Raw genomic sequence first — 24,544 nt, 5'->3', positions numbered from 1 at the left:
AAGTTATGTCCACAACGTACAGACGATCATGCGGTGGCCGCCTCGCGTCTACCCCGCTCCACCAGCGGCATCTCAAACGGCGGCTGCCGTACTAGGGGTTCAACACGTCGACAGCAAGTTCCCGGACAACCGCCTCGTCGACGTCCACGCCTAGGCCGGGGCCGGTCGGCACCTGGGCGATCCCGTCGATGATGTCGACGGTGGCTCCGGTGGCGTACGACGACTTCAGGAACTGGCGCCCGTTGAGATCCACCGGGGTGTCGATGCCGAACGCGGCGAACAGATGCAGCGAGGCGGCGAGGCCGAGGTCGGAGTCGGTGAGCCCCGAGCCCATCAGGCGTACCCCGCTATCCTCGGCCAGCTGGCACAGCCGGCGCGACAGGGTCAGCCCGCCGCTGCGTTGCACCTTGGCGATCGCCACGTCCACGGCCTCCAGCTTGACGAAGGTGGCCAGGTCGCTCGGGTGGCGCAGGCTCTCGTCGAGCGCGACGGGCACGGGCGAGGCCTCCCGCAGCCGGCGGAGCCCGGCGACGTCGTTGGCCGGCAGCGGCTGTTCGAACGCGGTCACGCCCAACTCGGCCATGTTCCGCGCCATCCGCAGCGCGGCGTCCACCGTGTACCCCTGGTTCGCGTCGACCCACAGGGGTGCGCCCGGGGCAGCCTCACGGACCGCACGGACCACGGCGGTGTCCTCCGCTTCGGTGTGCAGGCCGACCTTGACCTTGAACGCGCGGTACCCGAGGGCCAAGCCCTCGGACACGCAGTCGGCGACCTCGTCCGCCGTCTGTCCGGAGACGATCCAGCCCAGCGCGACCGTGTCCTGCCGGCGCTGCCCCCAGAGCATTCCGACCGGTACGCCAAGTGCCCGGCCGAGCAGGTCGTGCAGCGCCATGTCGACCGCGCACTTGGCCAGCGGGGCCCCGATCGTGAACCCGCGGTTGATGGCCCGGTCGAACGCCGTGGTCACGCCGTCGAGATCCCAGCACGGACTGCCGAGGATCGCCGGCGCCAGGTAACGGTCGATGGTGCTGACGATGGACTCCGCCGTCTCGTACGTCCAGGCCGGGATCGGTGTTGCTTCGCCCCAGCCGACGGCGCCGTCCGCGCTGACCTTCACGAGGATCCGGATGCTGGGCTTGCCGGCGACGGCGACGGACCCGCCGGACACGCCGAAGGAGCGCAGCGTGGGCAGCGCGACGGCGAACGTCTCGACGCGATCGATCGTGAGGCCGGTCAGGCCCGGGGTGGGACGGTTCACTAGGTGCCTCTCTCTACAGGACTTTCGCGGTGCTCGCGCGGAGGACGACCTCACCGGCCATCCGGTGGATCCGGCGGCGTCGCCCGGGGTTGTCGGTGAGGGCGAGCTCGATGGCTCGCTCTCCCAGCTGCGGCAGTGGCAGAGCGACGGTGGTGAGGGGCGGCGCGAGGTCGCGGACGATCGGAATGTCGTCGAAGCCGGCGACGGACACGTCCTCCGGTACCGACAACCCGTGGTCGCGCAGCGCGGCGAGCGCGCCGATGGCCATCACGTCGGTCACGGCGAAGACACATGTGGCGCCAAGCCCGCGCGACAATACTTCCGTCATAGCCGCGTAACCCCCGTCACGGGTGAACGTGTTCTCGACGATGTCGGCGGTGCGCAGCGGCACGCCCGCCTTCCTCAGTTCGTCGCGGAAGCCGGCGATCCGGTCGGCGACCGTGGTCAGCGTCCGTGGCCCGGCGAGCACGGCGAAGCGCCGGTGCCCCAGATCCAGCAGGGCCCGGGCCATGGCGGCGGCGCCGGCGCGATTCTCCGGCAGCACCGTGTCGACCCGCAGGCTGCGGTGCCGGCTCACCACCGCGACGCGGCCGCCACCTTGCAGGTACGGCTCCAGTTCGGCGCTCAATGCGCGCTCCCAGTCCGGGTTCTCGAACCCGGAGCCGATGAGCAGGATGGCGGCGGCGCGCTCGGCGCGCAGCATCGACACGTACGCGACCTCGCGTTCCGGGTCACGGAACGTGCTGGCGAGCGTCACCAGCAGGTCGTGGTCGCTGGCGACCCGCATGATCCCGCCGGCCACGGCCGCGAAGTAGGGGTCGCTGACGTCGTGGCAGATGACCCCGACAGTGCGGTGGGCTGCGCCCGCGAGGGCCCGGGCGTGTGCGTTCGGGGTGTACGCAAGTTCCCCGGCAGCCTGGAGCACCCGGTCGCGTAAGTGGGGCCGTACCTGCGTAGTCCCGTTGAGCGCCCGCGACGCCGTCGCGGCCGAGACGCCGGCGGCCTTGGCCACGTCTTCGAGTGTCGAGTGAGGCCGTGGCTGCATTGAGTCACCCCGAGGAAGTTCTTGACCGGCTGATTTCGGCGTGGTTACGTTAGCACCCGGAAAGCGCTTACAGAAAGCGCATTCAGACGTCGGGCCTGTTACGGCGAGGTGAGGAACACCCCTCCGCCCACGCGATGGCCCGTTCCTGTACAGGGGCTGCGCACCCGGACAGCCCAAGGAGAACGGAGGGTCATGGCCGCGCAGAGCTCAACCGACCTGCTGGAGCGGACGAAGTCCGCCCAAGGCGCCGCGGTGGCCGCCCGCCGCCCGGCGAGCGTGGGAGCGAGCGTTGCCCGCTTCGTGCAGGGAATGTGGCGCCCGTTCGCCGTGCTCGTGGGGATCTTCGTCGCGTGGTGGGTGGTGACCGCCGCGAACCTCATCGAGCCGTACCTTGTTCCGTCGCCGAGCAGGACGCTCGACGTCATCCTGAACCAGTCCGGGTACTTCGCCCACAACACCTGGATCACGGCGTACGAGACGATCCTCGGCTTCGCCATCGCGATCGTCGTCGGCGTGGTCTCCGCCGTGCTGATGGTCTACTCGCCGACGGTCGAGAAGAGCCTGTACCCACTACTGCTGTTCGCGCAGGTCATCCCGAAGATCGCGATCGCCCCGCTGTTCGTGGTGTGGCTCGGCTTCGGCCTGACGCCGAAGATCGTGGTCGCGGTCCTGATGGCCTTCTTTCCCATCGTCATCTCCACGGTCACCGGCCTGAAGTCGATCGACCCCGAGATGCTGCAACTGTCGGCGACGATGGGGGCCGGTCCGGGACAGACGTTCTGGAAGATCCGGTTCCCCGCCTCGCTGCCACACCTGTTCGCGGGCCTCAAGGTCGCCGCGACGATGGCCGTGACCGGTGCGGTGGTCGGCGAGTTCGTCGGCGCCAACGAGGGTCTCGGCTACGTGATCCTCCAGGCCAACGGCAACCTCGACACCCCGATGCTCTTCGCCGGGCTGCTGATCATGTCTCTGCTCGGCGTGGTCCTGTTCGTTTTCGTCGAACTGATCGAGTACTTCGTCCTTCCCTGGCACGCCAGCCGCCGTACCGACGCCGCTACGACGTCGCTGTAAAGGAGAAATCCATGAAGTTGCGTACCTTCACCGCCGTGCTTGTGCCGACGTTACTGTTGGCCGCCGCCACCGGCTGTGGCTCGTCCTCCGGCGAGCAGAGCAAGAACGCCCAGGGCCTCGACAAGGTCACGCTCACCCTCAACTGGTACCCCTACGGCGAGCACGCGCCGTTCTACTTCGGCAAGAAGCAGGCCATCTTCGAGAAGCACGGCATCGACCTGACCATCCAGGCCGGCCAGGGATCGCAGAAGACGATCCAGGCGACCGCCGCCGGACAGACCGACTTCGGCTGGGCGGACACTCCCGCCCTGCTCGGCGGGGTGGGCCAGGGCATGAAGGTCAAGAGCCTCGGTGTGTTCCTGCAGACGACCCCCTCGTCGGTGCAGTTCTTCACCGAGGAGAACATCAAGTCGCCGGCCGACCTCAAGGGCAAGACGATCGCCACCACCGCGGGCGACGCGCTCAGCAAGACCTTCCCGGCCTTCCTCAAGGCCAACGGCCTGAGCGAGAGCGACCTCACCCTCCAGAACATCGATGCTGCGGGCAAGATGGCGGCTGTCATCTCCGGCCAGACCGACGCGCTGCTCGGCTTCGCCACCGACCAGGGCCCGACGATGCAGGAGAAGGCCGGCAAGCCGGTCTCGTACCTCAAGTTCGCCGACCACGGCCTGAGCTTCTACAGCAACGGCCTGCTCGCCAACGAGGACACCATCAAGGACAAGAAGGACCTCGTCACGCGGATGGTCGCGGCCACCAGTGAGGCGTGGACCGCGGCCGCGGGCAACCCGTCCGGCGCGGTGGACGCGATGGAGGGCGCCTCCCAGCAGCTGCCCTCCAAGGCGGTTCTCACCGAGCAATTCACCGCCACGCTGAAGCTGCTGCACACCGACGCCACCCAGGGCCAGGCGCCGGGCGTGAACACCGAGGACGACTGGAACAAGACCATCGCGATCTTCGCCGAGGCGGGCATGATCACGAAGGCCGAGCCGCCGGCGACGTACTGGGACGCGAGCTTCGCGCCGAAGGGATGACCTCGATGATGGCCGGTAACACCACCACGCAGCGGCCCTCCGACGCCACGACGACCGGCGCCGCGGTCGAGATCGACGATGTCGCGGTCCGGTTCCGTACCAAGAAGAAGGACGTCACCGCGCTCACCGACGTCTCGCTACGGATTGAGCCGGGCGAGTTCGTGTCGATCGTCGGCGCCTCCGGCTGCGGCAAGTCGACGCTGCTCAAGCTGGTGTCCGGCCTGCTGCGACCGTCGTCGGGCCAGGTCCGGCTGCACGGCGAGGACGTCCGGGGGCCACGGCGCGACATCGGGTACGTCTTCCAGCGTGCCGCGCTCCTCGACTGGCGCACGGCCCGGCGCAACATCCTGCTCCAAGCCGAGATCCGGCGGATACCGAAGGCGCAGGCGCGCGAGCGCGCCGACGAGCTGATCGCGATGACCGGCCTGACCGGCTTCGAGGATGCCTACCCGAACGAGCTGTCCGGTGGCATGCAGCAGCGCGTGGCCCTGTGCCGCGCGCTGCTGCACCGCCCGCCGGTCCTGCTGATGGACGAACCGTTCGGCGCACTCGACGCGCTCACCCGCGAGCAGATGAACATCGAGCTACGCCGGATCTGGCGGGAGACCGGCACCACGGTCCTGCTCGTAACGCACTCCATCGCGGAAGCCGTCTACCTCGCCAACCGGGTGGTCGTGATGACCCCGCGCCCCGGCACCGTCGCCGAACTCATCGATGTGGATCTTCCCGCCGAGCGTGACTACGGCCAGACGATGTCGGAGCCCGCATTCGCCCGAGCCACCGGACGGATCCGCGACCTGCTCGGCGCGACGACGACCGCTGAATAGCCACAGAAACAACTGGAAGGACACAGAGTGGAGCGCACGTCAATCGGTATCGTCCTCAACGGCGTCACCGGTCGGATGGGGTACCGACAGCACCTCGTCCGCTCCTTGCTCGCCATCCGGGAGCAGGGCGGCCTGCCCGCCCGCGACGGCAGCCGGATCTGGCCGGAGCTGACGCTCGTCGGCCGCAACGAGGGCAAGCTCGCCGACATCGCCGACCGGCACGGGCTCACGTCGTACACGACGGACCTGGGCGCCGCCCTCGCCGATCCGTCCCACCAGATCTACTTCGACGCCCAGGTCACCGCCCAGCGCGAGAAGGCGATCCGAGCGGCGATCGACGCCGGAAAGCACATCTACACCGAGAAGCCGCTGGCGGAGGACGTCGCCGGGTCGCTGGATCTGGCCCGGGTCGCCGCCGCCAAGGGCGTCAAGAACGGCGTCGTCCAGGACAAGCTGTTCCTGCCCGGCCTGCGTAAGCTCAAGCGCCTCGTCGACAGCGGGTTTTTCGGCCGAATCCTGTCGGTGCGCGGCGAGTTCGGCTACTGGGTGTTCGAGGGCGACTGGCAGGAGGCGCAGCGCCCGAGCTGGAACTACCGCGCCGAGGACGGCGGCGGCATCGTCGTCGACATGTTCCCGCACTGGCACTACGTGCTGGAACAGATCTTCGCGCCGGTGCAGTCCGTGACCGCCCACATCGCCACGCACATTCCCGAGCGCATCGACGAGCGCGGCCAGGCCTACCGGGCCACGGCCGACGACGCCGCATACGGCATCTTCGAGCTGGCCGGTGGCATCGTCGCCCAGATCAACTCCTCCTGGGCGGTGCGGGTCAACCGCGACGAACTGGTGGAGTTCCAGGTCGACGGTACCCACGGCAGCGCCGTCGCCGGGCTGCGTGACTGCCGCATCCAGCACCGTGGCGCCACGCCGATGCCGGTGTGGAACCCGGACCTGCCGGTTACCGAGGACTTCCGGTCGCAGTGGCAGAACGTTCCCGACAACGAGCACTTCGACAACGGCTTCAAGGTCCAGTGGGAGGCGTTCCTGCGGCACGTCGTCGACAACGAACCCTTCCCGTGGGACTTCATGGCCGGCGTACGTGGCGTCCAGCTCGCCGAACTGGGCCTGCAGTCGGCGCGTGACGGACGACGTATCGAGGTCGAGGAGCTGAGCCTGTGAGCGCGACGGTCTCACTGCCGCTCGACGGCGGCACGACCGAGCGGGTCATCCTGCGGGAACCAGGCGGCTGGCAGCGTCCGACCGCCCCGGCGACCAGCCGGATCGCATACGCCGCCGCCCACGTCGTCGCCGACCCCTACGCCGACAACGCACCCGGGCAGCCGGCCCGGCTCGACTGGGAGGCCACCCTTTCCGTGCGGCGCAACCTCTGGTCGTGGGGGTTGGGTGTCGCCGAGGCCATGGACACCGCGCAGCGCGGCATGGGGCTGGACTGGCCGGCCACCCAGAAGCTGATCCGGCGCAGCGCCGCCGAGGCCGCCGCGTGCGGCGGACGCATCGTGGCCGGCGCTGCCACCGACCAGCTGCCGGCTGCGGCGGACAGCCTCGACCAGGTCGTGGCCGCGTACGCCGAGCAGGTCGCCTTCGTCCACGACACCGGGGCGACCCCCGTCATGATGGCCAGCCGCCAGCTGGCGGCACTCGCCGCCGGCCCCGACGACTACCTGCGCGTGTACGACCAGGTCCTGTCCGAGGTCACCACGCCGGTGGTGCTGCACTGGCTCGGCGACATGTTCGACCCGGCACTCGCCGGCTACTGGGGCTCCCGCGACCTCGACGAGGCCACCAAGACGTTCGTGTCGCTGGTCAACGCCCACGCCGGCCTCATCGACGGGGTCAAGGTGTCCCTGCTGGCCGCTGAGCGGGAAGTCCAACTGCGCGAACTTCTGCCGCCTACGGTACGGCTCTACACCGGCGACGACTTCAACTACCCCGAGCTGATCCGGGGCGACGGCCAGCGGTTCAGCCACGCGCTGCTCGGCGCGTTCGCGGCCGTCGCTCCGGCGGCGTCCGCCGCGCTGCAGCGACTCGACGCCGGCGACGAGGCGGGCTTCCTGTCGATCCTGGAGCCCACCGTGCCGCTGTCGCGGCACGTCTTCTCCGCGCCGACGCAGTACTACAAGACCGGCATCGCGTTCCTGGCCTGGCTCAACGGCTTCCAGCCCGGATTCACGATGGTCGGTGGCCTGCACAGCGGCCGTAGCGTCCCGCACCTGGTCCAGACGTTCCGCCTGGCCGACGAGGCCGGCCTGCTGCTCGACCCGGAGCTGGCCGCCGAGCGGATGCGCCGGTACCTGTCGGTGGCCGGGGTGGTCGCATGACCACTCCCGATCCCCGCCTGGCGAAGCTGTCCCTCAACCAGATGACGACCAGGTCGTGGTCGGTGCGGGAGGCCGTGGACGGATGCGTGAGAGCCGGCATCCCAGCCATCGGCCTGTGGCGCGAACCGGTCGCCGAGATCGGCGTCGCAGCAGCGGCGAAAGCCGTCGCCGACGCCGGACTGCGCGTGTCGTCGCTGTGCCGCGGCGGGTTCCTCACCGCGTCCGGTGATGCCGGCCGGGCGGCGCTCGACGACAACCGGCGGGCCATCGACGAAGCGGCGGGCCTCGGTACCGACTGCCTCGTGCTGGTCGTCGGCGGACTGCCCGACGCGTCCCGGGACCTGCGCGGCGCGCGGCAGCGGATGGCGGACGCCGTGGCTGAACTCGCCCCGTACGCGGGCGAGCGCGGAGTCCGGTTGGCCCTCGAACCACTGCACCCGATGTACTGTGCCGACCGTGCCGTCCTGTCCACCCTCGGGCAGGCGCTCGACCTCGCCGAACAGTTCCCGGTCGACCAGATCGGCATCGTCGTCGACACGTTCCACATCTGGTGGGACCCCGACGTGTGGGCTCAGATCGCCCGGGCCGGCGCCCGGATCGCGAGCTTCCAGGTGTGCGACTTCCTGACCCCACTGCCGGCCGACGTACTGCTCGGGCGCGGCATGATGGGCGACGGCCACATCGAGTTCGCACCGTACCAGCAGGCGGTAGCCGCGGCAGGGTACACCGGTGACACCGAGGTCGAGATCTTCAACGCCGACGTGTGGGCGACCGACCCTGACCAGGTCCTGGCCACCATGAAGCAGCGGTACGTCGATCTGGTGCTCGAAGGCTGACATGCGGGTCGTCATCGCGCCCGACTCGTTCAAGGGAAGCCTGGCCGCCGGTGATGCCGCCCGTGCGCTCGCCCGGGGCTGGCTGGCCCGGCGGCCGGCCGACGAGGTACGCCTGCTGCCTCTCGCGGACGGAGGCGAGGGAACCATCGACGCCTTCGCCGCCGCGCTGCCGCAAGCCAAGCGGGTGACCGAGACGGTGCGCGGCCCCAACGGGCGCACCGTGGCCGCCGACTGGCTGCAGCTGCCGGACGGGTCAGCCGTCATCGAACTCGCGCAGTCCAGCGGCCTGCCCCTGATGCGCATCCCGGATCCGCTCGGTGCCCACACCTGCGGACTCGGCGCGGTCATGCGTGCCGCGATGGACGCTGGTGCCACTCGGCTGGTCGTGGGACTCGGCGGGTCCGCGTCGACCGACGGCGGCACCGGCGCGCTGCGCGCACTGGGCCTGCGGCTGTTGGATTCCGCCGGACGTGACCTCCCGCCCGGCGGCGCGGCCCTGGTCGACCTCACCCGGATCGACGTCGGCGGACTGCTCCCCCCGCCGTCCGGTGGCATCGACGTACTGGCCGACGTGACCGCGCCACTGGCGGGGCCGACCGGGGCCGCTGCCACCTTCGGCCCACAGAAGGGCGCGCAACCCGACGAGGTCGAATTGCTGGACCGGGCGTTACGCCGGTTGGCCGAGGTAGCCGGTGGCCGGCCGGACGAGCCGGGCTGCGGCGCGGCCGGCGGTACCGCGTACGGCCTGGCCACGTTCTGGGGCGCGCACATCATGCCCGGTGCCCGGACGATCTCCGACCTCGTCGGGATGCCCGCCGCGCTCGCAGCCGCGGACATCGTCGTCACAGGGGAGGGACGCTTCGACCAGACATCCCTGACCGGCAAGGTCGTCGGGTCGCTGCTCGACCAGGCCGGAAAAGCCGGAGTGCCGATCGGCGTTGTCGCCGGGCAACTGGCCGGCCCGGTGCCCGGATCGGTGTCGGAGGCGATCTCACTCGTGGATCTGGCCGGGTCGGTCGCGGCCGCACTCGACGACCCGGCGATGTGGCTGGTCGAGGCCGGCACCCTGATTGCTCAGCGACTGGCCGGAAACTGACCCGCCGATCAAACACCCTGATCAGTGCGGCCTGCTCGGGTACTCGGTTCCGCCGATAGCGGATGCCTTCGTCCATCTATCTGACTTCTTCAGGGGGCTGACGATCTTCACCGTCGGCGACGTCCGACGCCTGCTTGAGAGATGGAAGAAGACCGTTGAACCCGCGAACGGACGACTCATCGGGATGCGCCAGCCCGGCACCGGAGTCACCTGGCTCGTCAACGGCCACCAAGGCACCCAGCAAGGCGCCATCGCCTCCGGCAACCAGGCAATCACCCAACGCCGACCCGACGGCCGGCACCACTGGCTATCGGCGCCGAGTGCCCGAAGCCGGCAGCGGCGACGGGATGGCGGCAGAAGCGGGGCGGCGTGCGGTCTGCGTGCGATAAGTGGCGGTGATCACAAGCCAAGAGCGGTCAACCAAGGGCAACGGCGATCGATGCAGCCGGGATACCAACAGCAAGATTCCACCGGCGCATGACGGGGCGATTTTCTCTGGGTCAGCCAGGCCCTCGCGCGATCACCGCAGGTCGCCGAAGGAGTTCTCCTCCTCGCCGAGCAGCAGCGGCACGTCGTAGACGGACAGGTCCGGCCGGGCCCGGGCGTACCGCACCCGATGGCGCCACCGTCCATGTTCGAACGCCACGTCGGCGTCGATCTCCGCCACGACGGCCGGTTCCACCGGCACGTACGGCAGCGGCTGCGGCCGGTCCCACTGACCCGACCACGACGCGGGCAGCGGGTTCGGCCACGGATGCGCAGCCACGCCGCGGCGTGGCATGCGCGGCGGCGACAGCAGCTCGGCCAGCGCGACGCGCTGGTCGGGGCGCAGCGGGTGGGAGCGGCCGGTGTACCGCAGCCGCCCCCGCCGATCGAACCGGCCCAGCAGCACACTGTCCGGGCGGCTGATGCCGTCGGTTACGCCACCGATGATCGCCTCGGTGACGACACGGCTGCGGAACTTCGACCAACCGCGCCGGCCCGGCTCGTACCGGCCGCTCAGCCGCTTGCTCACCACACCCTCGATCCCCACCGCGGCGGTCCACTGCACCAGCCAGTCCGACACCTCCCTCATATCCGCCGTCTGCGGCGTCATCGTCAGCTGTGCCGGCGCGTCGACCAGCAGCCGCTCCAGCCGGCTCCTGCGCTGCTCCAGTGGTAGGTCCACGATCACGTCGCGGTCGCTGTCGGCGAGCAGGTCGAACAGCACGTAGTGGGCCGGGCGATCCCGTGCCAGCCGAAGAAGATCACGGCCCGCGGTGACACGGCGTTGCAGGTGCGCGAAGTTGGTCCGGCCGCTTTCCCAGACGATCAACTCACCGTCGAGTACCACGCCAGGCGAGACGGCAGCCCGGATCGCCCGGGTGATGTCCGGGAAGTAGGTGGTCAGGTTCCGCCCCGCCCGCGACTGCAGGTACACCCCGCCGCCCTCTCGGAAGGCGATGCACCGCCACCCGTCCCACTTCGGCTCGTGCACCAGGTCCGGGCCCTCGGGCACCACGTCGACCGGCGCCGCGAGCATCGGCGCGACCGGCCGACGCAACGCTCGGTCCACCCCGCCGCTCGCCCGCGCGCGAGCGGGAGTCACCTCCGGTCACCGTCACGTCGGCCGTGAGCACAGCTCATCTTCCGCCCTCCCGCCTCATCGTCGGAGAGACGCGGGTCGCGTCGGGCGGAAATCCCGGACGACGAATGCGCCAGCCAGTGGTGGCTCGCACCGAAGGCAGGCTGGGAGGGCCCAGTTCCCGCTGGTCGAAGAGGGCTTTCTGGCCGCTTCGGCCCTCTGCGGTCAGCCGTCCGCCATCACAACTGATCGACGAGTGGATGCACTGCCGAGATCGCTGCCTGCTCGTGGAACTTCCCGCAAGCAGGACAACACCACCGACGACCGGTCCCCGCAACTGGCCTCAGCTGCGGGGGCCGGTCTGCACCGGCGACGCCGATCGCTCGAACGACAGAGCCTCGGACACCGCGTGCCCCGCGTACGGTCAAACGATGGACGTGCTGCTGCGCGGCGGGCCGGGTGACGGCCAGGTGGTGCCGGGCGGTGGGGAGACCGTGGTGTGGCTGGCCTGCCTGTACGAGATCACGCCCGAGCGCGGTCACCGGCACGGCCGCGAGCTGCGGGTGTACCGGCACCGCTCCGACTGCTGTGAACCCTACGGACGGGGCGCCGAGGACCGCTGCGAGTGATTCCAGGCGCCGCCGGGCTGCGGTGTCCCTACCCTCGCCACCAGTCTCTTCGAACATGCGTACGATCATCGCGTGGAGGAGGTGATCCGGCGGTGGTGGAACGGCGTCTGGGGGCGCCTGACCCGCCGCGACGTGTGGCTCGTCCGCCAGACCCGCTGGAGGGTGATCGCCCGGGCCGGCGACAGCGAACCGGCACGGTGCTGCGGTGGGAGTTCGACACGCAGGAGGGCGCCAAGCTCATGGTTGACCGGCTTCTGCGGGCCGACACCGCCGGGCAGTGGCGGGAGCAGGAGCCTACGGCGCCGCCAGAGGGCGGCGAGCGAACGCCGCCGCGGGCGCCGGCGTGCCCGGAATGACGATTATGGCTACTTCGCACTGGTTTCAACTGCGGCGGACAACGCGCGCAGGCTCGCGCTGGAGCCGCCGCCCGTGGCACCGACATATGTCCAGGTTCGACAGGACCGATGACTTCGCGCCGCGGAGCACGGCAGAAGACCCTCTCAGTTGGGCTGACCAGGGTCGTGCCGAGGTTCGGTTGTGCCGTGAAGGCCCTACGGTCAAGCCCCCGGAAGTGGTGTAACGGCTGATCTTTCGAGTTGTGCTGGTTAGAAGGGTTGCGTTCCGGGCTGGTCAGTGGCGGGTTCGCTGGTTTCGGGTTGCCAGCGGTCGATGTCGTCGGGCCAGGCTGCGGGACGGCCGTGGCGGTCCCAGAAGCCGGTCTCGGTGCCGGTGGCGGCCAGGGCGGCGTTGAGCTTCTCGCGTTCTGCAGGGGTGGGGATGGTGTGGTCGCCTGTCACGTCGGTCATGCTGCGGTCTCCAGTTGGGGCAGGTCCGCGCTCGTCGTGGTGGTTCTGGTGGTCTCGCGGGCCTTGGCGAGGATGTCGAGGGCGAAGTAGCGGCGGCCTTCGGTCCATTCGTCGTGTTGTTCGGCGAGGACGGCACCGACGAGGCGGATGACGGCGTCGCGGTCGGGGAAGATCCCGACGACGTCGGTGCGGCGGCGGATCTCTTTGTTGAGTCGTTCGTTGGGGTTGTTCGACCAGATCTGGCGCCAGATCTGTTGCGGGAAGCCGGTGAAGGCGAGCAGGTCGGCGCGGGCGTCGTCGAGGTGGGCGGCCACCGCCGGCAGCGACCTGCTGACCGAGTCGAGGAGTTTGTCGAACTGGGCGTGGACCGCAGCGGCGTCGACCTGGTCGTAGACCGAGTGCAGCACGGTCTTGACCGCCGGCCACGCGGACTTCGGACACACCGCCATCAGGTTCGCGGCGTAGTGCGTGCGGCACCTCTGCCAGGACGCGCCGGACAGGTTCGCGGCGATCGCGTCGATCAGGCCGGCGTGGGCGTCGCTGGTGACCAGCAGGGTGCCGGTCAGGCCGCGGGCGACCATGTCGGCGAAGAACGCGTTCCATGCCTGCTTGGTCTCGCTGGTGGCGACCTTGACGCCGAGGACCTCGCGGTGGCCGTCGGCGTTGACGCCGGTCGCGACCAGCACGACCGCGTTGACGACTCGTCCCTGCTCGCGGACCTTCATGGTCAGCGCGTCGGCGGCCACGAACGTGAACGGCCCTGACTCGCCCAGCGGCCGGGTGCGGAACGCCGCGACCTGGGCGTCCAGGTCGGCGGCCATCCGCGAGACCTGTGACTTGGACAGGCTGGTGATGCCCAGCGACTGGACGAGTTTGTCCATGCGCCGGGTGGAGACGCCGAGCAGGTAGCAGGTCGCGACCACGCTGACCAGCGCGGCCTCGGCCCGCTTACGCCGTTCGAGCAGCCACTCGGGGAAGTAGGAGCCCGACCGCAGTTTCGCCGATGGCCACGTCGATGGTGCCGATACGGGTGTCGAGCTCGCGGTGCCGGTAGCCGTTGCGGGAGTTGACCCGTTCCGGCGAGGCGATGCCGTACTCGGCGCCGCAGACCGCGTCGGCCTCCGCCGACAACAGGGAATTGATCACCGTGGACAGCAGGTGCCGCATCAAATCCGGTGACGCGTCGGTCAGTGCCTGGCCCAGCAGGCCGGCAGGGTCGATGATGTGAGGCGCGGTCATCGCGGTAGTCCCTTTCGAGAGTGCTGTGGAAGGTTCACTCGAAAGATCACGCGATGGCCGCGCTCTATGCCGGACGGGCTGTCCGGCGATCACGCCAACCGCGTTACACCACTATCAGGGACGCCACTGGCCCTACCGGGCTGACGTCGCCGTTCTGCCGCGAGCGAACCCGCTTGTCTTGCTGCGGAGCGCTGCGGAGGATCGGTGGATGGATCTCCTCAGCGCGGAACGGCAACTCCAAGCCGCTCAGCGCGCCGCCGACGTCGAGTCCCTCGACGCGCTACTGCACCCGCAGGTCGTGGGTGCCGGACCGGACGGCACGGTCTTTATGAAGGAAGATGACTTGGAGAGCTACCGCTCCGGTGCACTGCGAATCACCAGCCTGGTGGAGGAGTCGCTCGACGTCCAGGAAGACGGTCAGACTGGGGTGACTCGCATGGTCGCTGCGGTGGATGCCGTTCAGGCCGGTGCCGCTATGTCCGCGCGGTTGCGCTACACCCGACTTTGGGTGCGTGAGGACGGCAACTGGCGGGTGTTGGCCGCCACCTTCGGCCCGGTCTAGTGAGCCCTTTTCGGTGGGTGGTGGTCCGGCGGGGTGGCGGCGACGACGCCACCGCCCCGGCCCATCGGCTTGTCCAGCCGGTGGGCGAGGCCGAGCAGGGCGGCGTCGTCCCCACCTCGTTGCCGGCCGGGATCATCGAAGTGCCGCAGCCTACCCGCATCCGGGTCTGGGAACGGCCGCTCCCGTCGCGCCGGCCGGCGTCGGCCGGCCGGCCGGCCGAATCCGACGAATCGGCACGAGGACGCTCCCGTCACGGGTAGACAGGAGGTAGGTGACCCGGCGGCGAGGGGGTGCGATGGGACTGCGCGACACGTTCCTGCCGTGGCCCGTGCTGCGCCAGGCCCTGGCCGCAGTGGGGTCGGGCGACCGGCTCGCCCGGGGGGCCGCGGCCCGGTCGGGGCGCACCGATGCGCTGACGCCCCGCACCGAGACCGCCGACCGGATCGTCCGCAGCGTCTGCCCCTACTGCGCTGTGGGATGCGGGCAATTGGTCTACGTCGAGGACGAGCGCGTCGTCCAGATCGAGGGCGACCCCGCGTCCCCGGTCAGCCGCGGGCGGCTGTGCCCGAAGGGCGCCGCCACCAAGCAACTCGTCACCAACCCGCTGCGCGAGACGCGGGTGCGGTACCGCCGGCCGAACGGGGCCGGGTGGGAGGACCTCGACCTGGACACGGCGATGGACATGATCGCCGACCGGGTCATCGCCACGCGGGCACAGACCTGGACCGACCACGACGACCAGGGGCGGCGGGTACGCCGCACGATGGGCATCGCGGCGCTGGGCGGCGCGACGCTCGACAATGAGGAGAACTACCTGATCAAGAAGCTCGGCACCTCGCTGGGTGCCGTGCAGATCGAGAATCAGGCCCGCATTTGACACTCCTCCACCGTTCCCGGTCTGGGAACCTCGTTCGGTCGCGGCGGCGCCACCACGTTCCAGCAGGACCTGCAGAACGCCGACTGCATCGTCATGCAGGGCTCCAACATGGCCGAGTGTCATCCGGTGGGCTTCCAGTGGGTCATGGAGGCCAAGGCACGCGGCGCCACGCTGGTGCACGTCGACCCGCGGCTGACCCGTACCGGTGCGCTGGCGGACCTGCACGTGCCGATCCGGGCCGGCACCGACATCGCGCTGCTCGGCGGCCTGATCAACCACGTGTTGAGCAATGGCCTCGAGTTCCGTGAGTACGTGGTGCATTACACCAACGCGGCGACGATCGTGAACGAGGACTTCCGGGACACCGAGGATCTCGACGGGCTCTTCTCCGGTTGGCGGGACGACACCGCCAGCTACTCCACCGACAGTTGGCAGTACGAGGGAGTGCGCGTCGCGAGCGCGGCCGGCAAGCGGGAGCAGGGCACGGGGCAGACGGCTCGCGAGAGCGGCGACGAGCGGGCCCTGCACCGCCACGTGACCGGGCGCAGCCATGAGCACGGCAGCCACGGCAGCGCCCTGGAGGACCTGCACAACCTGCGCCGCGACGAGACTCTGGAGGACCCGCGCTGCGTCTTCCAACTGTTGAAGCGGCACTACCGCCGGTACACGCCGCAGACAGTGGCGAAGATCTGCGGCATTCCCGAGGAGCTGTTCCGGCAACTGGCGGAGACGATCACCGTCAACTCCAACCGGGACCGGACCACAGCCTGGGCGTACGCGGTGGGCTGGACCCAGCACACCGTCGGTGTGCAGTACATCCGGGCGGCCTCGGTGCTGCAACTGCTGCTGGGCAACATCGGCCGGCCCGGCGGGGGCATCCTGGCGCTGCGCGGTCACGCCAGCATCCAGGGCAGCACCGACATCCCCACGCTCTACAACCTGCTGCCGGGCTACCTGCCGATGCCGCACCCCGACTCGCACGGCAGCCTGGACGCCTACGTCGCCGACGACTCCGCCGAGACCGGCTACTGGGGCAACATGCGCTCCTACGCGGTGAGCCTGCTCAAGGCGTACTGGGGGGACGCCGCCACCGCCGACAACGACTTCTGCTTCGACTACCTGCCGCGCATCACCGGCGACCACAGCACCTACCGCACCGTGCAGGCGCAACTGGACGGCACCTGCAAGGGCTACTTCCTCAACGGGCAGAACCCGGCGGTCGGCTCCGCCAACGCCCGGGCGCAGCGGCTCGGCATGGCCAACCTGGACTGGCTGGTCGTGCGCGACTTCACGCTCATCGAGAGCGCCACCTGGTGGCAGGACGGCTCGGAGATCGAGTCCGGTGAGCTGCGTACGGAGGACATCGGCACGGAGGTGTTCTTCCTGCCGGCCGCCGCGCACACGGAGAAGGACGGCAGCTTCACCAACACCCAACGGATGTTGCAGTGGCACCACAAGGCGGTGGAGCCGCCCGGCGACGCACGCAGCGACCTGTGGTTCTGGTACCACCTGGGCCGGCGGATCCGCGCCAAGCTCGCCGGCTCGACCGCCGAGCGCGACCGGCCCGTCCTCGACCTGACCTGGGACTACTCGACCTCCGGACCACACCAGGAGCCGAGCGCCGAGGAGGTGCTCCAGGAAATCAACGGCCGCAAGGCGGACGGGTCCAACCTGTCCAGCTACGAGGAACTGGCCGACGACGGCTCCACCGCCTGCGGCTGCTGGATCTACTGCGGCGCGTACGCCGGCGGGGTGAACCAGACGGCCCGGCGCAAGCCGCACACCGAGCAGCACTGGGTGGCGCCGGAGTGGGGTTGGGCCTGGCCGGCGAACCGCCGCCTGCTCTACAACCGCGCCTCCGCCGACCCGCAGGGCCGACCCTGGAGCGAGCGCAAGGCGTACATCTGGTGGAACCCCGAACAGGGCCGGTGGACCGGCCACGACGTGCCGGACTTCCAGCCGACGAAGCCACCGGACTACCGGCCGCCGGAGGGCGCGAAGCGGCAGGACGCGCTGTCAGGCGTGGACCCGTTCATCATGCAGGCCGACGGCAAGGGCTGGCTCTACGTGCCCGCCGGGTTGACCGACGGGCCGCTGCCCACGCACTACGAGCCGCAGGAGTCGCCGGTGCCGAACCTGCTCTACGGGCAGCAGCAGAACCCGGCCCGGCAGCTGAGCCGGCGGCGGGACGTCGACCCGTACCACCCCGCCGGCAGCGACGTCTTCCCCTACGTGCTGACCACCTACCGGCTCACCGAGCACCACACCGCCGGTGGGATGAGCCGCTGGCTGCCGTACCTGTCGGAGCTGCAACCGGAGCTGTTCTGCGAGGTCTCGCCGGAACTGGCCGCCGTGGCGGGACTGGACCACCTGGGCTGGGCCACCATCGTGACCGCCCGCGGCGCGATCGAGACCCGGGTCCTGGTCACCGACCGGATGGTCCCGGTACGGGTGCACGACCGGACCGTCTATCAGGTCGGGCTGCCGTACCACTGGGGGCGCAACGGCCTCACCACCGGCGACTCCGCCAACGAACTCACCCACATGGCGCTGGACCCGGACGTCCACATCCAGGAGGTCAAGGCGCTCACCTGCGACATCCGTCCGGGACGCCGCCCACGAGGCCCCGACCGGCGCCGGCTGGTCGAGGAGTACGTGCGGCGGGCGGGCATCACCGACACGACCGGCACAGCACACCGAACCACGGACCGACATGGGGAGCCCGCGTGACCGACAACCTGCTGGAGGGGCGCGGGGACCCGGCGCCCGACTCGGGCTACCCGCAGCCGCCGCCGCGGATGGGATTCTTCACCGACACGTCCGTGTGCATCGGCTGCAAGGCGTGCGAGGTGGCCTGCAAGGAGTGGAACAGCGTCCCGGAAGACGGTCTGTCCCTGCTCGGCATGTCCTACGACAACACCGGGATGCTGGGCGCCGACACCTGGCGGCACGTGGCCTTCATCGAGCAGGACCGCCCGCTGGGCCGGCAGAACAACGCCGTCGCGCTGATGCCGGCCGGGCCGTCGTCGACCGGGCGGAACCAGGAGGTGGTCGCGGCCGGGCTCGGCGAGCGGCACGGCGCGCAGCTCGGCACCGACACCGGGGCCGTCCGGCCCGGTCCGGACCCGGGCGGACCGACGCAGCCGGTCACCGCGGACGGGCGCACCGAGTTGCGGTGGCTGATGGCCAGCGACGTGTGCAAGCACTGCACGCACGCGGCCTGCCTGGACGTGTGCCCCACCGGCAGCCTGTTCCGCACCGAGTTCGGCACGGTGGTGGTGCAGGAGGACATCTGCAACGGCTGCGGCTACTGCGTGCCCGCCTGCCCGTACGGGGTCATCGACCAGCGCAAGGACGACGGCCGGGTGTGGAAGTGCACCCTCTGTTACGACCGTCTGACAGTCGGCCAGGAACCGGCGTGCGCCAAGGCGTGCCCCACCGAATCGATCCAGTTCGGACCGCTCGACGAGCTGCGCGAGCGCGCCGCGCACCGGGTCGAGCAACTGCACGGAGCCGGCGTGACCGAGGCCCGGCTGTACGGCGACGACCCGGACGACGGCGTCGGCGGCACGGGCGCGTTCTTCCTGCTGCTCGACGAGCCCGAGGTGTACGGCTTCCCACCCGACCCCGTGGTCACCACCCGCGACCTGCCGGCCATGTGGCGGCACACCGCGCTCGCAGCGCTCGGGGTGGCGGTCGCCGGGCTGGCCGCATTCGCGGGAGCCCGCCGGTGAGCGGGGCCCCGGACCCCGGCAGCGAGGTCCGCCGCGATGGGCTGCACCGGACCGCGCCCGGGCGGGAGGCGCGCATCGGTGCCCGCGGCGGCCGGCGGGCGGGACGCGGCGGCGAGGTCGTGCCGCCGGCCGAGTTCCGCTCCTACTACGGGCGGGCGGTCATCAAGCCACCGGTGTGGAAGGCACACAACATCGCCAGTTACCTGTTCCTCGGCGGCGTGGCCGGCGGCGCCGCGGTGCTGGCCGCCGGCGCCGACCTCACCGGACGGCCGGACCTGCGCCGCGCCGCGCGGCTCGTCTCCGCCGGCGCGACCGGCCTGTCCCTGACCGTCCTGGTCGCCGACCTGGGCCGGCCCGGCCGGTTCGTGCACATGCTGCGGGTGGTCAAGCCGACCTCGCCGATGTCGATCGGCGCCTGGCTGCTCAGCGGGCTCAGCCCTCTGGTGGCGGTCGCCGCGCTGGACGAGGCGTCGGGGCTGCTGCCCCGCCGCTGGGCGGGACTGGTCGGGCGGGTCGCCCGGCCGGGCGGACTGGCCGCCACGGCCATCGCGCCGGCGGTCACCACGTACACCGGCGCCCTCATCGCCGACACCGCCGTGCCGGTGTGGCACGGCGCGTACCGGGAGTTGCCGTACCTGTTCGGGGCGAGCGCCCTCGCCGCGGCCGGCGGCCTGGTGGCCGCCGTCACCCCGCCCGGGCAGGCCGCGCCGGCCCGGATCGCGGGCGTGGCCGGGTCGGTGGCGGCGCAGGTGCTCGACCCGGCCGTCCACCGGCGGCTCGGCGCGGCCGCCGAGCCGCTGACCCGGGGCCGGCCGGGCCGGCTGCTCAGCGCCTCCCGGTGGTGCTCCCGGGTGGGGATCGCACTGCTGGCGGCGTCGTCGCTGCGCCCCAGCCGGGTCCTGGACGTGGCCGGGGGACTGGCGTTGACCGCCGAGTCCGCGTTGACCAAGTTCGGTTGGTTCTACGCGGGCATCGACTCGGCGGCCGACCCGAAGTACACCGTGGTCCCGCAGCGCGACCGCCTCACAGATACTGCTGACGCCACGCGCTGACCGCCTCCTCGACGGCATGTTCCTCCCGACGCAGCGACGCCTTGATCCGCCTGCGGTCCCCGGTGATCGGCTGGAACACCGCCAGCGCGCCGCAGACCGCGACGAGCATCGCCGGGGCGGCAGCGACCGGACGTGCACCGGGCACCGTCAGCACGGCGACCAGGACGCCGGCCCGGGGGTGGCCTCGGCTTCGCCGCCGCACGCCACCCGCCGGCCGAAAGCGGCGGCGTCGCGGTGTGCGGCCGTTCCACCCGGGTACGCCGCAAACACGCGGCGGCGCAGGGGGAGGCGCGATGAGCGAGGGGACCGTACGACCGGACGGGCGGCGAAGCCCGTCCGAGCGGCTGGCCGAGGACGTGGCCGACGTGGTCCGCGAGGAGGTCCGGGCGGTGCGCGCGCAGGTGAGCGAGGCGGCCCGTCCGGCCGGCGTGGGGATCGCGCTGCTCGCCGCCGCCGGCGGCTGCCTGGTGCTCGGCGCCGGAGCGGCGTCGACCACCGTGCTGCGCGTGCTGGAGACGATGCTTCCGCGCCGGCTGGCCGCCGCCGGTCTCACCGTCGGTTACCTGGTCACGGCCGTGCTGCTGGGACGGGTGGGGCTGGCGCAGCTGCGCGCGGCCGGCGGACCTTCAGCCCGGCTCGCCGACGACGTGCGGGACATGGTCACCGAGACCGCCGGCCGGGTGCTGCCGGCCGGCGCCGACGCCGCCCGCGACGAACTGGACAGGTGACAGCGAACCCGGAGGACGACATGCCGGACAAGCACGAGCAGGCCGAGGAGATGCGCGACGACGTCCCGTCGACCATCGCACGCTCCGACGACAAGGCGGTTCGCACGTACAAGAAAACGCTGGAGTCGGCCGAGGAGAGCTACGGCGACGGCGAGCGGGCGCACCGAACAGCGTACGCGTCGTTGAAGCACACCCACGAAAAGGTCGGCGACCACTGGGAGCCCAAGGAACACAAGGGCCCCTCGGACCCGCAGGCGGCCCAGGGCACACCGGCGTCGCGAAACCGCGACCGGCCCACCGCCCAGGGGGTGGACGCCAACGCCAGCAAGGGCCATCTGGACGACGTGGCGCGCAAGGTCGGCATCGACCCGGAGAACATGGACAAGGGTGAGCTGGTCGAGGCGATCGAGAAGGCCAACGCTCGGGCCACCGCCCGCGCCCGACGCAAGTGAGGCGTCGGCACCCCGGAGCGGGCGTGGTCGGTGGCACGACGGGTAGCGGGCGGGCGACTCGGCCCGGCTCGCCTACCCGGGTGTCGATCACGTGACCCTACCGGGCCCGCCGCCCCCGCCGCCCGGCCGGCTCCGCACGGCGCTGCGGGCAGAATTGTGGCCGAAGTACGAGACGCCGTCATAACCCAACGCCCACTACTCAGCGGAACCAGCAGTGGCGATCGCCAGCAGTTCCGCTGCGAGGGCGGTCGGGGTGCGGCCGAGCCAGACAGCGTGCAGCGGGCGGATCAGCGAGAGGCCCTCGACCTGTAGCTCGACCAGTTCCCCGGCGGCGACGGCAGGTGCGGCCGCCCGCGCGCTGATCACCCCGACGCCACCACCGGCGCGGACCGTGGCAAGGATCGTGGTGGTCGAGCCGAGGCTGATGGCATGGGGCAGCGACGGCGCGAAGCCGAGGGCGCGTTCGATCGCGTTGAGGAACGTGCCGCGGGTACCGGAGCCGGGTTCGCGCAGCAGCAGTGGCTGACCGGCGAGATCGGTGGGCCGCAGTGCGCGCCAGGCGTGTGCGGCGAGCGGGTAGCTGGCGGCGACGACCAGGGCGAGCCGGTCGTCGCCGACGGTCCGGGCGGTCAGGTCAGAGGGAATGTCGGGTGACTCGACGAACCCTAGGTCTGCCGCGCCCGAGCGGACGGCGTCGACAACACCGTGGCTGTTTGCGACGTCGGCCGAGATGTCCAGTCCGGGATGGGTGCGGCGCAGGGTCAGTAGCCAGGCCGGCAGCAGGTACTCGGCCACCGTGAGGCTCGCCGAGACACGCAGCCGCGCCTGCCGGTCGGCGCGCAGTGCCAGAACGCCGTCAGCGAGGGCCTGCGCGGCGTCTATGACGTTGCGGGACCAGGCGACGACCGTCTCGCCAGCGGGTGTGAGGAGGCTCCCGCGCCGTGAGCGGACCAGCAGCGATACGCCGAGCCGGCGTTCGAGCTTGGCGAGCCGGGCGCTGGCGCTGGGCTGGGTGATCCCATGTGCCTGTGCGGCACGTCCGACGCTTCCCGTCTCGGCGACGGACAGCAGCAGGTCGAGCGCCGGCAGATCGGTTATCCAGGGCGGCAGTGGCATTGCGCGCAGTCTGTCACAGGTGTCTTCGCGTGCGGCCCGGTTCGGTGCCGCCTCAGTCAGTGAGTAGGTATTGCAGGCCAAGGCTGGTCAAGGTGACCGCGGCCCAGAGGATCAGGCCGAGCAGCAGCGGCCGGGCGCCGGTACGGCGGAGGGCAGGGACGTCGGTGGACAGGCCGACGGCGGCGAGGGCGACGGCGATGAACAGCAGCGCCATCCGGTGCAGGGCTGCCTGGGCGGCGGCCGGGATCAGCCCACCGGTGTTCAGCGCGGCCACGGCGAGGAACGCGACCAGGAACCAGGGTACGAGGGAGGCGGCGAGCCGGACCTTCGGCGTGTCCCGGAAGTCGGTGCGGCGACGGGTCAGGGTGATGAGGACGAGAACGATCGGGATGATCATCAGGGTGCGGGCGAGCTTGACGACGACGGCGTACTCGACGGCTTCCTGGCCGTGGGCGCCTGCGGCGGCCACTACTGAACTGGTGTCGTTGATAGCGGTGCCGGCGAAGAGCCCGAACGCGTGCGCGTTCATCTGCAGCGCGTGCCCGAGCGGCGGGAAGACCAGCACGGCGGCCAGGTTGAACAGGAAGATAGTCGAGATCGCGTACGTCACGTCGTTGCTCTTCGCCCGGATCGCCGGTGTCGTGGCAGCGATGGCGGAGGCGCCGCAGATGCCGGTGCCGACACCGATCAGCGTGCGCAGGTCGGGGGGAACGCCGAGCCGTCGGCCCACCAGCCAGGCCAACAGCAGGCACACCCCGAGGGTGCCCAGCATCACCGGCAAGGACGCCGCGCTCGCCGACAGCACCTCGTTCAGCGACAGCTGGGCACCGAGAAACACGACGGACAGCTGCAGGATCAAGCCCTTGGCCAGGTTCAGCCCCGGCAGTAGCGCCGCGGACCGGCGCCGGGCCAGCGGGCTCAGCAGGACCCCGGCGACGACGGCGAAGACGGGCCCGCCGATCACGGGGACGAGTGTGCCGGCGACCGCCGCGGCGAGTCCCAGCGATGCCGCTGCGGCAAGCCCGGTGGCCTTGACCAGTGTGCGGCGGTGGCTGGGCCGGTGAGCAAGAACGATCACTGTTCCAAGGGTTCGCGCACGCGGCACTGCCCGGTAGTGATCATTCTCGGATCACGGTCATAGGCGGCGCCTATGACCGCCTTCGACGAGGCGCCGGCGGGAACCTAGTCGGCGGTGGAACCGCCGGCCTCGGTGATCGAGACAGGTGTGCCGAGTTCGACGGTACGGGAGACGGTGCAGAGACGCTCGTGTGACTGCTGCAGCGACCGGGGAAGCGCCTCGCGCGCCCTGTCGCCATCGGCGCCCGCCGGGAACGTCACGGTGAACTCGACGCTCAGGTTCTCCATCCGGTTTCCTCCGGCCTCGTCCCTGATCTTGTCGCCGGTGACGGCGACGGAGAACGCGATCGGCTCGGCGCGGCGGCTGGTGATGTGGTCCACGTCGATGGCGGTGCAGCCGCCGATAGCCGCCAGAAGCAGTTCTACCGGCGTGAAGCTGTCGTCCCCGCCCGCGCCCATCGACATCGATCCGCCGCGGTCGTTTCGCACGACGTACTGCCCGACGCTGGTGCGCTCGATGTTCACCGATCGGAAGGTCTGCTCACTCATGCCAGGAAAACTACCCAGGACTTCTGGTCCCTGGGCGATCGCCCTGGCCGGCCGGTGGGCCCACCTCAGCGGCGAGGCGGTCCAGCAGACCCGGCTACGGGCATGCAGGTCCCGCAACTGCCGCACCCGCCGATGAGACCCCTCGGTGCCGCCGCCCCGTTCGGCCGGCGCCTTCAAATCGAAACGAGCGGCCGCGGAGGCCCAGCAGGTCCCCGGCCGCACTGGGTTTCGCCTGGCAGCCGGCCGACGTGGTGAACGGATCTTCGCGCTTGCCGATCAGCAGCGTCGGCCACGCAGTGCGGCATTGCGTGCGGCAGAGCCGACTGGGCCCGCCAGGTTCCGCAAGCTGTCCCGAGGAGGTGACGTGCTCGGATGGCTGCGGCGTCACGGCGCGTGAGCGGTGGCGGCGTACCAGGCGTGCCGCGAGGGTGTGCACGGGCCGGCGCTGGCGGACCTGCCGGGCCTGGTCGCCGACGTCCGGAGACGTCTTTCTCAGCACAGACACCACTGACCTCGTAGGCCATCGAGGCTGGCGCTCAGTGACTCGATCAATCGCTTAGTGTTCCTAACAAAGTCGTAGGACGTGTCGGTACGTGATGATGCAGGTGGCGAGGCCGAGGAAGGCTTCGTGGATGTCGTCGCGGCGTTCCCAGCGG

At 70.7% G+C, this 24,544-nt stretch carries 22 protein-coding genes and 2 pseudogenes; 15 read left to right on the top strand and 9 right to left on the bottom strand.

All coding sequences use genetic code 11. The annotated features are described in order from the left end of the window. Positions 1 to 91: 91 nt before the first annotated feature. A complete protein-coding gene (locus AB0H57_RS30210; protein ID WP_357512076.1) occupies positions 92 to 1,258 on the bottom strand; it encodes an enolase C-terminal domain-like protein in 1,167 nt (388 codons plus the stop codon). Between the two features lie 13 nt (positions 1,259 to 1,271). Further along, positions 1,272 to 2,270 (bottom strand): LacI family DNA-binding transcriptional regulator, encoded by a 999-nt coding sequence (locus tag AB0H57_RS30205; RefSeq protein ID WP_357512075.1) that lies wholly within the window; start codon positions 2,268 to 2,270, stop codon positions 1,272 to 1,274. Positions 2,271 to 2,495: 225 nt separating this feature from the next. On the opposite strand from AB0H57_RS30205, the gene AB0H57_RS30200 reads away from it, so the two are divergent. The 7 genes from AB0H57_RS30200 to AB0H57_RS30170 are packed head-to-tail and all read left to right on the top strand — an operon-like array spanning position 2,496 to position 9,503. Beyond that, entirely contained in the window at positions 2,496 to 3,374 is an 879-nt protein-coding gene (locus AB0H57_RS30200) for an ABC transporter permease (RefSeq protein ID WP_357512074.1), read from the top strand. A gap of 11 nt (positions 3,375 to 3,385) precedes the next feature. Continuing rightward, positions 3,386 to 4,405: an ABC transporter substrate-binding protein gene (locus AB0H57_RS30195; protein ID WP_357512073.1), complete on the top strand. Its 1,020-nt coding sequence runs from the start codon at positions 3,386 to 3,388 to the stop codon at positions 4,403 to 4,405. A gap of 5 nt (positions 4,406 to 4,410) precedes the next feature. Then, positions 4,411 to 5,232: an ABC transporter ATP-binding protein gene (locus tag AB0H57_RS30190; RefSeq protein ID WP_357512072.1), complete on the top strand. Its 822-nt coding sequence runs from the start codon at positions 4,411 to 4,413 to the stop codon at positions 5,230 to 5,232. Between the two features lie 27 nt (positions 5,233 to 5,259). Continuing rightward, complete coding sequence (locus AB0H57_RS30185; RefSeq protein WP_357512071.1) at positions 5,260 to 6,411, top strand: Gfo/Idh/MocA family oxidoreductase; 1,152 nt, start codon at positions 5,260 to 5,262, stop codon at positions 6,409 to 6,411. Continuing rightward, positions 6,408 to 7,571: a dihydrodipicolinate synthase family protein gene (locus AB0H57_RS30180; protein WP_357512070.1), complete on the top strand. Its 1,164-nt coding sequence runs from the start codon at positions 6,408 to 6,410 to the stop codon at positions 7,569 to 7,571. Before AB0H57_RS30185 ends, AB0H57_RS30180 begins: the two co-directional genes overlap by 4 nt. Continuing rightward, complete coding sequence (locus AB0H57_RS30175; RefSeq protein WP_357512069.1) at positions 7,568 to 8,407, top strand: sugar phosphate isomerase/epimerase family protein; 840 nt, start codon at positions 7,568 to 7,570, stop codon at positions 8,405 to 8,407. The genes AB0H57_RS30180 and AB0H57_RS30175 overlap by 4 nt, the downstream gene beginning before the upstream one ends. A gap of 1 nt (position 8,408) precedes the next feature. Next, positions 8,409 to 9,503: a glycerate kinase gene (locus AB0H57_RS30170; protein ID WP_357512068.1), complete on the top strand. Its 1,095-nt coding sequence runs from the start codon at positions 8,409 to 8,411 to the stop codon at positions 9,501 to 9,503. Between the two features lie 520 nt (positions 9,504 to 10,023). Here the strand turns inward: AB0H57_RS30170 and AB0H57_RS30165 are convergent. After that, positions 10,024 to 11,091, bottom strand: a complete 1,068-nt coding sequence (locus tag AB0H57_RS30165) for an ATP-dependent DNA ligase (protein WP_357512067.1) — start codon at positions 11,089 to 11,091, stop codon at positions 10,024 to 10,026. A gap of 407 nt (positions 11,092 to 11,498) precedes the next feature. Here AB0H57_RS30165 and AB0H57_RS30160 point away from each other — a divergent pair, with 407 nt between their 5' ends. After that, the gene (locus tag AB0H57_RS30160; protein ID WP_357512066.1) at positions 11,499 to 11,696 is read left to right on the top strand and encodes a hypothetical protein; all 198 of its coding nucleotides are present in this window, start codon (positions 11,499 to 11,501) and stop codon (positions 11,694 to 11,696) included. Positions 11,697 to 11,768: 72 nt separating this feature from the next. Further along, a pseudogene (locus AB0H57_RS30155) lies at positions 11,769 to 12,052 on the top strand (hypothetical protein). Between the two features lie 249 nt (positions 12,053 to 12,301). Here AB0H57_RS30155 and AB0H57_RS30150 read toward each other — a convergent pair. Then, on the bottom strand, positions 12,302 to 12,502 hold the full coding sequence (locus tag AB0H57_RS30150; RefSeq protein WP_357512065.1) for a hypothetical protein: 201 nt from the start codon (positions 12,500 to 12,502) through the stop codon (positions 12,302 to 12,304). Beyond that, positions 12,499 to 13,669 (bottom strand): annotated as a pseudogene (locus AB0H57_RS30145) (IS256 family transposase). The gene AB0H57_RS30150 and the pseudogene AB0H57_RS30145 overlap by 4 nt, the downstream one beginning before the upstream one ends. Positions 13,670 to 13,949: 280 nt before the next feature. Between AB0H57_RS30145 and AB0H57_RS30140 the strand changes: the two are divergent. The 4 genes from AB0H57_RS30140 to nrfD all read left to right on the top strand — a co-directional run bounded on the left by AB0H57_RS30140 (position 13,950) and on the right by nrfD (position 19,966). Further along, positions 13,950 to 14,303 carry a nuclear transport factor 2 family protein gene (locus AB0H57_RS30140; protein ID WP_357512064.1) on the top strand — a complete coding sequence of 118 codons (354 nt, stop codon included), beginning with the start codon at positions 13,950 to 13,952 and terminating at the stop codon, positions 14,301 to 14,303. Positions 14,304 to 14,598: 295 nt separating this feature from the next. Then, complete coding sequence (fdh, locus tag AB0H57_RS30135; protein WP_357512063.1) at positions 14,599 to 17,910, top strand: formate dehydrogenase; 3,312 nt, start codon at positions 14,599 to 14,601, stop codon at positions 17,908 to 17,910. A 68-nt stretch (positions 17,911 to 17,978) separates the two neighbouring features. Beyond that, positions 17,979 to 18,914 (top strand): 4Fe-4S dicluster domain-containing protein, encoded by a 936-nt coding sequence (locus AB0H57_RS30130; protein ID WP_357512078.1) that lies wholly within the window; start codon positions 17,979 to 17,981, stop codon positions 18,912 to 18,914. Continuing rightward, the gene (gene nrfD / locus AB0H57_RS30125) at positions 18,911 to 19,966 is read left to right on the top strand and encodes an NrfD/PsrC family molybdoenzyme membrane anchor subunit (protein WP_357512062.1); all 1,056 of its coding nucleotides are present in this window, start codon (positions 18,911 to 18,913) and stop codon (positions 19,964 to 19,966) included. Before AB0H57_RS30130 ends, nrfD begins: the two co-directional genes overlap by 4 nt. On the opposite strand, the gene AB0H57_RS30120 is transcribed toward nrfD, so the two are convergent. Continuing rightward, positions 19,938 to 20,120 (bottom strand): hypothetical protein, encoded by a 183-nt coding sequence (locus AB0H57_RS30120; protein ID WP_357512061.1) that lies wholly within the window; start codon positions 20,118 to 20,120, stop codon positions 19,938 to 19,940. The two genes, nrfD and AB0H57_RS30120, sit on opposite strands and share 29 nt — an antisense overlap. Positions 20,121 to 20,259: 139 nt before the next feature. On the opposite strand from AB0H57_RS30120, the gene AB0H57_RS30115 reads away from it, so the two are divergent. Next, positions 20,260 to 20,694 (top strand): phage holin family protein, encoded by a 435-nt coding sequence (locus AB0H57_RS30115; RefSeq protein WP_357512060.1) that lies wholly within the window; start codon positions 20,260 to 20,262, stop codon positions 20,692 to 20,694. Positions 20,695 to 20,744: 50 nt separating this feature from the next. After that, positions 20,745 to 21,146, top strand: coding sequence for a ChaB family protein (locus tag AB0H57_RS30110; RefSeq protein WP_357512077.1), 402 nt, complete (start codon positions 20,745 to 20,747; stop codon positions 21,144 to 21,146). A 195-nt stretch (positions 21,147 to 21,341) separates the two neighbouring features. Here the strand turns inward: AB0H57_RS30110 and AB0H57_RS30105 are convergent, their stop codons facing one another. The 3 genes from AB0H57_RS30105 to AB0H57_RS30095 form a co-directional block, all read right to left on the bottom strand. Continuing rightward, on the bottom strand, positions 21,342 to 22,262 hold the full coding sequence (locus AB0H57_RS30105; RefSeq protein WP_357512059.1) for a LysR substrate-binding domain-containing protein: 921 nt from the start codon (positions 22,260 to 22,262) through the stop codon (positions 21,342 to 21,344). A gap of 52 nt (positions 22,263 to 22,314) precedes the next feature. Then, entirely contained in the window at positions 22,315 to 23,340 is a 1,026-nt protein-coding gene (locus tag AB0H57_RS30100) for a putative sulfate exporter family transporter (RefSeq protein ID WP_357512058.1), read from the bottom strand. Between the two features lie 104 nt (positions 23,341 to 23,444). Further along, positions 23,445 to 23,888: an OsmC family protein gene (locus AB0H57_RS30095; RefSeq protein WP_357512057.1), complete on the bottom strand. Its 444-nt coding sequence runs from the start codon at positions 23,886 to 23,888 to the stop codon at positions 23,445 to 23,447. Positions 23,889 to 24,544: the final 656 nt, after the last annotated feature.

This window comes from Micromonospora sp. NPDC050686, assembly GCF_040654475.1.
Taxonomy (GTDB): domain Bacteria; phylum Actinomycetota; class Actinomycetes; order Mycobacteriales; family Micromonosporaceae; genus Micromonospora.
The sequence above is the reverse complement of the archived record's forward strand: the minus strand, read 5'-3'. Positions and strand labels throughout refer to the sequence as shown.

Bases quoted from the DNA above. Each gene is read 5' to 3' on its own strand.
- AB0H57_RS30200 (WP_357512074.1), top strand. From the start codon at position 2,496: ATGGCCGCGCAGAGCTCAACCGACCTGCTGGAGCGGACGAAGTCCGCC.
- AB0H57_RS30195 (WP_357512073.1), top strand. From the start codon at position 3,386: ATGAAGTTGCGTACCTTCACCGCCGTGCTTGTGCCGACGTTACTGTTG.
- AB0H57_RS30190 (WP_357512072.1), top strand. From the start codon at position 4,411: ATGATGGCCGGTAACACCACCACGCAGCGGCCCTCCGACGCCACGACG.
- AB0H57_RS30175 (WP_357512069.1), top strand. From the start codon at position 7,568: ATGACCACTCCCGATCCCCGCCTGGCGAAGCTGTCCCTCAACCAGATG.
- AB0H57_RS30170 (WP_357512068.1), top strand. From the start codon at position 8,409: ATGCGGGTCGTCATCGCGCCCGACTCGTTCAAGGGAAGCCTGGCCGCC.
- AB0H57_RS30160 (WP_357512066.1), top strand. From the start codon at position 11,499: ATGGACGTGCTGCTGCGCGGCGGGCCGGGTGACGGCCAGGTGGTGCCG.
- AB0H57_RS30150 (WP_357512065.1), bottom strand. From the start codon at position 12,502: ATGACCGACGTGACAGGCGACCACACCATCCCCACCCCTGCAGAACGC.
- AB0H57_RS30140 (WP_357512064.1), top strand. From the start codon at position 13,950: ATGGATCTCCTCAGCGCGGAACGGCAACTCCAAGCCGCTCAGCGCGCC.
- AB0H57_RS30130 (WP_357512078.1), top strand. From the start codon at position 17,979: ATGGGATTCTTCACCGACACGTCCGTGTGCATCGGCTGCAAGGCGTGC.
- AB0H57_RS30115 (WP_357512060.1), top strand. From the start codon at position 20,260: ATGAGCGAGGGGACCGTACGACCGGACGGGCGGCGAAGCCCGTCCGAG.
- AB0H57_RS30110 (WP_357512077.1), top strand. From the start codon at position 20,745: ATGCGCGACGACGTCCCGTCGACCATCGCACGCTCCGACGACAAGGCG.
- AB0H57_RS30105 (WP_357512059.1), bottom strand. From the start codon at position 22,262: ATGCCACTGCCGCCCTGGATAACCGATCTGCCGGCGCTCGACCTGCTG.
- AB0H57_RS30095 (WP_357512057.1), bottom strand. From the start codon at position 23,888: ATGAGTGAGCAGACCTTCCGATCGGTGAACATCGAGCGCACCAGCGTC.